The organism is Ruoffia halotolerans (genome assembly GCF_014049385.1).
Lineage (GTDB): Bacteria > Bacillota > Bacilli > Lactobacillales > Aerococcaceae > Ruoffia > Ruoffia halotolerans.
Genome location: NZ_JACAOA010000045.1, coordinates 1 through 8,872, shown reverse-complemented (window position 1 = coordinate 8,872; position 8,872 = coordinate 1). Strand labels below are relative to the sequence as shown.

The window sequence follows — 8,872 nt, the reverse complement described above, 5'->3', positions numbered from 1 at the left end:
TTGGGTCCTGTGAGAGTAGGTCGTTGCCATGCATTGTTTAATTGAGAGCAGAGCCCGAGGGCTCTGTTCTTTTTTTGTACAGATTTTTTCCTTCTATTATAATGATCAGATGATATAATATGATTAACATTAGGAGTTGATTTGTGGAGGTGACTGATTTGAATCAACAGCTAAAGGAAAAGGTTAAGTTAAAAGCTGAAGAACTCGGGATTGATAAGATTGGTTTTACACATGCGGAGCCATTTTATACTTTAGAAGATCGCTTGAAGAAGCAAAGAGCTGCAGGACATAATTCTGGCTTTGAACATAAGAACATTGAAGAAAGAATTTATCCTGAGAAGATTTTCGATCAACCAAAGTCGATTATTGCGATTGCTTTAGCATATCCTTCTCGTATGAAGAAACCTAGAATGGAAAAGGGTAAGCCTAGAGGTGAATTTGCGCGTGCATCTTGGGGGACGGATTATCATCATATTCTCAATGATCGAATGAATAAGCTCATTGCCTACATTAAAGAAGCCGCAAATGAGGAGAATATTGGCTCAGTGGATTTTAAACCGATGGTGGATACTGGTGAACTCGTTGACGTTGCGGTTGCTCAACGGGCAGGGCTTGGCTTTATAGGGCGCAATGGCTTGTTGATTACAGAAGAGTTTGGTTCATTTGTGTATTTAGGTGAAATCATTACGAATATAGCTTTTGAAGCAGATGAAGAAGTGCCTTTTGGTTGTGGGGATTGTGTGAAGTGTATTGATGCATGTCCTACAGGGGCTTTACTTGGGGACGGTCGTATTAATGCCCAAGTCTGTCTCTCTTATCAAACTCAGACTAAAGGATATATGCCAGATGAATTCCGGAAGAAGATGGGTCGTGTGATTTATGGGTGTGATATTTGCCAAGTTGTTTGTCCTTACAACCGTGGGATGAATACGCACCACCATGAGGAAATGGAACCTGATCCAGAGTTAACGAATCCGATTCTTGAACCCTTATTGGATATATCAAACCGTGAGTTTAAAGAGACTTTTGGTAAGATGGCTGGATCATGGCGAGGTAAAAAACCCCTTCAGAGAAATGCGATTATTGCTTTAGCCAATTACCGTGAAAAGTCTGCGATACCTAAGTTACTGCAAGTAATCGAGACAGATCCTCGTCCAATGATTCGCGGGACAGCAGCGTGGGCAATTGCTAAGATAACTGAAGAATCACCGAATCAAGAATTAATATTGTTCTTAGAAGAGATGTGTGAAAAAGAAGATAAAGCAGAAACGATTGCAGAATTTAATAAAGCGTTAGATATACTTAGAAAAAATATGTAAGCCATGAAGATACATCTTTCAATTTGTGAGATGTATCTTTATTATTATAATGAAATGGAAGGGGTTACACTTGGAAAAGCAGTCAATTTTTATATCTATGTTATATTTACTATTAAGTTTTATAATAATGGGTTTAGGCATTAATTTAGTTGCTCATGCTAATTTAGGTACATCTGCGCTCACATTAATTCCTTTAGTGATGAATGAGTTCGTCCCACTATCATTTGGTGAATTGACTATGATTTTTAATATTATATTAGTTATTTCCCCAGTCATTTTGCTGGGAAAGTGCTTTCCCTTGTTGCAATATTTTCAAATAAATGTGTCGTTTATATTAAGAGTTTCAGTAGATTTTTGGGGACCGTAGATTCAAAATTTTGAGTTGAAACACTTTCTTTGGCAACTTATTGCGGTTGTTATAGGTTGTTTCACCATCGTTTTAAGTATTATGAAACAATTGAAAGCAGATTTTGTGAGCAATCCAGGGGAAGGAATTGTAAAGGCGATTACTCTACGCTTTAACACGGAGTTGTTCAGTAAGATAAAGGTGCCTTTAGATTTGAGTTTTGTGGCAATCGCGGTTATATTATCCTGGCCCATTTAGGTCGAATTATGGGTGTGGGTATTGGTACGCTAGTCTCAGCTGTTTTAGTCGAACATATTATGCGAATCATTCAAAGGATTAAAGAGTTTTAAAATGTTAAAAGGATTATATGTCATGTCACCCCATGTCTTTGAAAATGTTTATAGTCAAGAGTCACAAGAGACAATTGCAGAATATTGTGAGATTTTGGCACCAGTTATGTCCAAAGTTGAATTAATACAGAATACTGAGTTATTAAAAGAAGTCGAAGTGCTTTTTTCTAGTTGGGGAGTACCTTTATTTGATGCAGCGCCTAATTTAAAAGTTGTATTTTACGGAGCGGGTACGTTAAGGCATGTGTTAACTGATGCTTTTTGGTAACGCAATATTCAAGTAACGACTGCGAATGTGGCTAATGCTATTCCTGTGGCTGAGTATACATTGACAGGGATTTTATTTTCATTAAAGCGTATTTGGCATTTTATTGAGAAAGTGAAAAGAGAACGCACGTATGAATTGGCAGTATTTGAGCCGATTGTTGGTAATTACAAAGCAACCGTTGGGATTATTTCGATGAGTCAAATCGGTTGAATGGTTGTGGAGTATTTGAAGAATTTTGATGTGGATGTGATTAGTTATGATCCTTTCGTCTCAGATGAGGAATTGACAAGCTTGGGGAGCGTCAAGTGAGCTTAGAGGAGATATTTAAAGAAGCGGATGTCGTTTCTTTACATGCGCCTTTGTTGCCGGATACGGAGGGGAGGATTCATGGAGAGCACTTCCGATGAATGTAGGAGAATGTGACCTTTATTAATACAGCCCGTGGTGCGATTGTAGAAGAACAAGCGATGATTGATGTATTACAGGAACGATCCGATTTGACAGCCTTACTCGATGTTACAAGCCCTGAACCTCCCGAAGCTGATTCTCCATCATATGATTTGCCTAACGTAGTCCTATCGCCTCATATTGCTGGAAGTGCCGGGAAAGGCTATTACGGCGCTTACCCTGAGGAATCTCAAGATCCGATTGCTGCTGCAGGTCAACTGATTAACGCCTTACAAACAATAAAAAGTCGTAATGTAAAAGCAGTGAACCCAGCAGTCGTTTCAATTACTAGAGTCCAAGGTGGCTTCAACCACAATATTATTCCAGATAAGGTTGAACTTGAAGGAACATTACGCGCACTAATGATGAAACAGGAGAGTTTATTCATAGGAAGATTGAACAAATTGCGCACGGAATTGGTGCAGCACTGGATGTAAAATGTGTCGTGACCTACGACTATAAATATCCACCTGTGACTAATGACGCGCAAGTGACAACTGAAGTTGTGAACTCGCTGGAAGAAATTTTCCCAGGTCATTTAGTTGAAGTTGAAGAGCCATTAATGGGCGTGAAGACTACGCGTACTATCTATATGAAGCACCCGGGACTTTCCTCATCTTATCAAATCCATCTAATATTGAAGGCCAGTTCCACGGACACCACCATGCGAAGTTTGAGTGGACGAATCACTATTCTATATGGCGACAGCGGCATTTGTAAAAGTAGCATTGGATTATTTAAATTAAAATGTATATAAACGGCTAACCGAATTAGGTTGGCCATTATTTTTTAGAAAATAAGTTGGGATTGTGTGGAATCACTAGCTCGTTTTACTGAGCTGGTGAATCCAGCCAAACTTCGCTAGCTCGTTTTACTGAGCTGGTGAATCCGGTCGAACTTCGCTAGCTCGCGGCCTTGAGCTGGTGAATCCAGCCAAACTTCGCTAGCTCGTTTTCCTGAGTTGGCGAATCTACATATCACCTCCGTGTTAATGATTGGATTTGAATGAATGTAACGTTATTTGAAAGAAAGTGATTGATTTGTGATTGGTTTTGGTGTATCTTATTAGTAAGGAAGTGATGAAAATGCTTACAGAGGAGAGGTTTCAAGCGATTCGTAAGTTACTTGCGGATAATTCAATTGTGAAGCTACAAGAAATCGTTGAAGCAACGGGGGCTTCTGAATCCACAGCGAGACGAGATCTATCTCAGTTAGAAGAGTTAGGCGAGTTAGTGAGAGTTCATGGGGGCGCTAAACGTATTTTCTCAGTAGACACAGAGCCGAGTGTGAAAGAGAAGTCACAGCAATTTATGACTGAAAAAGAACATATAGGGAAGTACGCAGCGACGTTAATAGAAATGAATGATTTTATATATATAGACGCCGGAACATCGACACTTTCAATGTTGCCTTTTATCAAAGCAGAAAATATTACAGTTGTGACGAATGGTTTAGAAATTGCGAATATTTTAACAGAGATGGATATACAGACGATTTTAGTTGGTGGGTTTATCAAGCCTAAAACACGCGCAATGATTGGAACTGACGCGAAAAATCAATTGAAACAGTATCAATTCTCGAAAGCTTTTATGGGGACAAACGGAATTGATATTCAGTACGGCTTTACAACGCCTGATCGTGAGGAGGCGAGTGTTAAGCAGACAGCTATTCAACAAGCGAATCAAGTTTATGTACTTTCTGATAGTAGTAAGTTTGATAAAGTATCATTTTGTCGAATAGTTGAACTGGAAGATGCAGCGATTATTACAAATACATTGCCAGAACCCGTGAGATTAAAATACCAAAAACATACAAAAGTGAAGGAAGTTTAAGGAATGCTATATACAATTACATTTAATCCCGCAGTGGATTTAGTTATGAATACAGATGTGATTCACCTAGGTGAATTGAATCGCGTGAAGCGAGATGAATATGTGGCTGGAGGTAAGGGTATTAACATGTCCGTTCTCTTAAAGCGACTAGGACATCACAATATTGCGACAGGCTTTTTAGGAGGTTTCTCAGGTGATTTTATTCAAAAATCATTAAAAGAAGAAGGCGTACAACCTGAATTTGTTGACATTGATGCAATTACACGCATTAATGTCAAAATAAAAGCAGATCAAGAAACTGAAATTAATGCTAATGGACCAGTTATTCAAGAGAAGGATATTCAGAAGTTATTTAATTATTTTAATGAAGTATTAGTCAAAGGAGATACGGTTTTACTAGCCGGTAATGCTGCGCCAGGTATGACTAGCGACCATTACGTTAAAGTGGCTGAGTTATGCGCAAGTAAACAGGTCGATTTTGTATTGGATTCGAATAAAGATCTTTTAACCGCTTGTTTAGTACATAAGCCATTTTTAATCAAACCGAATGCGCAAGAGCTCAGCGAAATCTTCAATGTCAAGGTAGATTCAATTGAAGAAGTGATTCATTACGGTAAAATGCTCCAAGAAAAAGGCGCGCGTAATGTTATCGTATCATTAGGTGGCGACGGCGCAGTGTTACTCACAGAGACGGGAGAAGTGTATCAATCATCAGTGCCTAAAGGCGAAGTCATCAATTCCGTAGGTGCCGGAGATTCAATGGTCGCAGGATTTATAGCAAAATATATTGAAAGTGGTCAGTACGAGGACAGTTTAAAGCAAGGAGCGGCATCAGGAAGTGCAACGGCATTTTCAGTTGGAATCGCAACAAAAGAATTGATAGATCAATTAATTAAAGAAATAGAAATAAAAAGGATAGGTGGATAAAATGAAACTAGCACAATTATTTGTAAAAGATGCGATGGATTTAACTTTATCAACAACAGATAAAGCAAGTACTTTACGTCATTTGGCAGAACAATTCACCAAAGCAGGTGGCGTGAGTGATGTTGACAGTTATGTTGAGAAACTAGAAGTACGTGAAGCCCAATCTACAACAGGTGTAGGAGACGAAATTGCGATCCCGCATGCTCAAGATGCTTCAATTAAAGAAGCAGCGATTGTTTTTGCTCGCTCACAAGAAGGAATTGAATGGGAGTCATTCGATGGTCAACCAGCAAAATTAATCTTTATGATTGCTGCACCTGAAGGCGGCGGAGAACATCTACAAGCTTTAGCAAAATTATCAAGTATCTTAATGAATCCAGAAGCAAAACAAGCTTTACTTGATGCTCAAACTCAAGAAGATGTTGTAAATATCATTGCGGAATATGAAGCAGAAAAAGAAGAAGAAAACCAAGCAAAAGAAACAGTTACTGCAGTAGATACTCAAGCACAAGACGCGGATGATGTATACTTATTAGCTGTAACGGCATGTCCAACAGGGATTGCGCATACTTATATGGCGGAAGAGAAACTGAATCAAGCAGCGGATAAAGCCGGTTATGCGATTAAAGTTGAGACAAATGGGCAAACAGGTGTTGGTAATAAATTAACGAAAGCCGATATTGAACGCGCAACAGCGATTATTGTAGCAGCTGACAAGCAAGTAGATATGGCGCGCTTTAATGGTAAACCAGTTATTATAACAAAAGTAGCCGACGGAATTAATAAAGCCGATGAATTAGTGAGGCGTGCCGCAAATGCTGATGCGCGTATTTATCACGCGAGTCAATATGAGCAGTCAGCCGACGATTCTGAGGAGAATGAATCTTTAGGACGTCAGTTCTATAAACACTTAATGAACGGTGTATCTCATATGTTACCGTTCGTCGTCGCAGGTGGGATTTTAGCCGCTTTATCATTCTTCTGGGGAATCAACTCAGCGAATCCAGATGATGCAAGTTATAATGCGATTGCTCATACTTTAAAAACTTTCGGAGATTTATCTTTCGCTATGATGTTACCAGTACTAGCCGGTTATATTGGGCAATCTATTGCTGATCGACCTGGTTTAGTGATTGGTTTCATGGGTGGGGTTTTTGCTAACCCAAGTATTCTAACAGCCTTTAATGCCGGTGGAATCTTTGAAGATGCAGTTGCATCAGGATTCTTAGGTGCTTTAGTCGCTGGTTTCTTAGCGGGTGGAATTGTTTGGTGCTTACGTAAAGGCTTAAGTTGGTTACCAAAATCACTGGAAGGTATGAAGCCAATCTTCTTATATCCTGTGCTAGGTGTTCTAGCCATGGGTCTCATCATGTTCTTTATCGTGAATGCACCCATGGGAGCAGTCATGTTAGGTTTACAAGACTTATTAACAAGTATTCCTTCTGAATTATCTGTAGTTCTAGGTTTTGTTGCTGCGGCTATGATGTCAATTGATATGGGCGGACCGCTTAATAAAGCTGCTTATGTTACTGGTACAGCTTTGGTTACAGCATCAAATGGTGCAGGTTCAGATGTGATGGCAGCCGTTATGATCGGCGGGATGGTTCCCCCGTTAGCGATTGCTATTTCAGCAACATTTTACAAAAATCTTTGGGCGCCAGAACAACATAACAGTGCTTTAGTGAACTATGTGATGGGGGCGGCTTTCATTACTGAAGGAGCTATTCCATTCGCAGCATCGAATCCACTTCGTGTGATTCCTTCATTAGCAGTAGGTAGTGGGGTTGCTGGAGCATTAAGTATATTATTTGGTAGTGTGAGTTATGTTCCTCACGGCGGAATCTTTGCGGTTCTTGCCGGTGGTGTAACGAATCCATGGATGTATCTCGTGGCTTGGCTTGCTGGTGGGATTGTCGGAGCTATCTTATTAAGTGTGTTAGTAAAGAAACCGGCTGAAGAATTAGCTGAGTAATAAAATCAAAGAAAATATGAATACCCTTCATCTTTAGAATTTAAGTCTAGAGATGAGGGGTTTTTATTTTTTATAAATACAGTAGTATTTAAGAAATAATTGAATGTTTGGGATATTCTGTTTAAATTGTTCTAACATATCTGACATTGCTTCAATTTCTTTAGTGATTTTCAAGAAGTTTTCTTCCATTTTATAAAAATCAAACTCATTTTCCAAATTAGTACCAACTTTCCTTACAATTTTTGACTTATTCTAATAATAGCTGAATTGATGGAAGAATTGAAATGACTTCAGATAGAGTAATAATGGAAATTAAAAAATAATTTTTTTGATATTGAGGGCACCTTGATTGATATGAATAAGAAAGTAATTTCAGAGAAGATATTAGCTACACTTAAAGCATTAAAGTAGAAAGATATTTTACTTTGTTTAGCGACAGGTAGAAGTCCGATTGCCTTTGCAGATGATAATAATGACATTGAAATGTTGGCAGCTGTCGGCTAGGGCTTAGCAATGGACAATGCTTCCGAGGACTTAAAAACAATTGCTGACGAAGTAATCGGTCATGTGGCTGAAGATGGTATTTATGAATTTTGTCTTGAGAATAATTTGATATAAGAAATATGATTATGTTTTATGCAATGGTATATTTTAGTCATTATTGAAAGCTATATAATTTCAAATGCAGTTGAAGCCTGACTTTGCTATAATAAAAGAATGATTATAGTATAACGAGGTGGTATAGTGACAGAACTAGTTAAATGCAAACCAAGTGATGTTGAACAATTACGCGATATTAGTATTGAAACGTTTGTTGATACATTCAAAGACCAAAATACCGAAGAGAATTTAAATGAATATTTAGAACGGGCCTACACTATTGAGCAACTAACGTCTGAAATCAACCAGGTTGGTACAGATTTTTATTTTCTGAAGGATTCAGACTTGGTCGTTGGCTACTTAAAGCTGAATATTGATGATGCGCAATCAGAGAAAGATAATCCGCTAGCATTAGAAGTGGAACGAATTTATGTACTACCTCAACATACGCGTAAAGGCTATGGAAGAGAACTGTTGGAATTCGCTCATGCTCGAGCAAAAGAACTTAACCGAACTGGTATTTGGTTAGGGGTCTGGGAGCATAATTATAATGCCTTAGCTTTCTATAAGAAGATGGGCTTCCAACGAGTTGGTGAGCATACTTTCGTTATGGGAGACGATGCGCAAGTGGATTATATTATGCTAAAAGAGTTATAGAAGGCACTCTCATTATTAGATTGGATTCTAATGATGAGAGTGTTTTTAATTTTATAAAATTAAAATATTCTCCTTTGTGTTGATTTGACAAGGGCATAAGGCAATTTTTGTTTCAACCTAAATTAGTTAATTAAAAATAAATGAGATAAACCCT

General features: G+C 38.4%; 9 protein-coding genes and 1 pseudogene. All 10 read left to right on the top strand.

Annotated features, from left to right (window positions below):
- Positions 1-149: 149 nt before the first annotated feature.
- Positions 150-1,319 carry a tRNA epoxyqueuosine(34) reductase QueG gene (gene queG / locus HW423_RS10435; protein ID WP_408014892.1) on the top strand — a complete coding sequence of 390 codons (1,170 nt, stop codon included), beginning with the start codon at positions 150-152 and terminating at the stop codon, positions 1,317-1,319.
- Positions 1,320-2,016: 697 nt separating this feature from the next.
- Complete coding sequence (locus tag HW423_RS10430) at positions 2,017-2,283, top strand: Rossmann-fold NAD(P)-binding domain-containing protein (RefSeq protein ID WP_218931846.1); 267 nt, start codon at positions 2,017-2,019, stop codon at positions 2,281-2,283.
- 27 nt (positions 2,284-2,310) lie between these two features.
- Positions 2,311-2,493 (top strand): hypothetical protein, encoded by a 183-nt coding sequence (locus tag HW423_RS10425; RefSeq protein WP_218931845.1) that lies wholly within the window; start codon positions 2,311-2,313, stop codon positions 2,491-2,493.
- A 71-nt stretch (positions 2,494-2,564) separates the two neighbouring features.
- Positions 2,565-2,864: pseudogene (locus HW423_RS11250) on the top strand (NAD(P)-dependent oxidoreductase); the annotation flags it as partial.
- A complete protein-coding gene (locus HW423_RS11245; protein WP_328803187.1) occupies positions 2,844-3,167 on the top strand; it encodes a peptidase dimerization domain-containing protein in 324 nt (107 codons plus the stop codon). The pseudogene HW423_RS11250 and the gene HW423_RS11245, both read left to right, overlap by 21 nt.
- Positions 3,168-3,815: 648 nt before the next feature.
- Positions 3,816-4,562 carry a DeoR/GlpR family DNA-binding transcription regulator gene (locus HW423_RS10410; protein ID WP_235956480.1) on the top strand — a complete coding sequence of 249 codons (747 nt, stop codon included), beginning with the start codon at positions 3,816-3,818 and terminating at the stop codon, positions 4,560-4,562.
- 3 nt (positions 4,563-4,565) lie between these two features.
- A complete protein-coding gene (gene pfkB / locus HW423_RS10405; protein ID WP_218931842.1) occupies positions 4,566-5,489 on the top strand; it encodes a 1-phosphofructokinase in 924 nt (307 codons plus the stop codon).
- Between the two features lies 1 nt (position 5,490).
- Positions 5,491-7,461 carry a PTS fructose transporter subunit IIABC gene (locus HW423_RS10400; protein WP_218931841.1) on the top strand — a complete coding sequence of 657 codons (1,971 nt, stop codon included), beginning with the start codon at positions 5,491-5,493 and terminating at the stop codon, positions 7,459-7,461.
- 513 nt (positions 7,462-7,974) lie between these two features.
- Positions 7,975-8,079 carry an HAD family hydrolase gene (locus HW423_RS11240; protein ID WP_235956478.1) on the top strand — a complete coding sequence of 35 codons (105 nt, stop codon included), beginning with the start codon at positions 7,975-7,977 and terminating at the stop codon, positions 8,077-8,079.
- A 126-nt stretch (positions 8,080-8,205) separates the two neighbouring features.
- Positions 8,206-8,718: a GNAT family N-acetyltransferase gene (locus HW423_RS10390; RefSeq protein WP_218931840.1), complete on the top strand. Its 513-nt coding sequence runs from the start codon at positions 8,206-8,208 to the stop codon at positions 8,716-8,718.
- Positions 8,719-8,872: the final 154 nt, after the last annotated feature.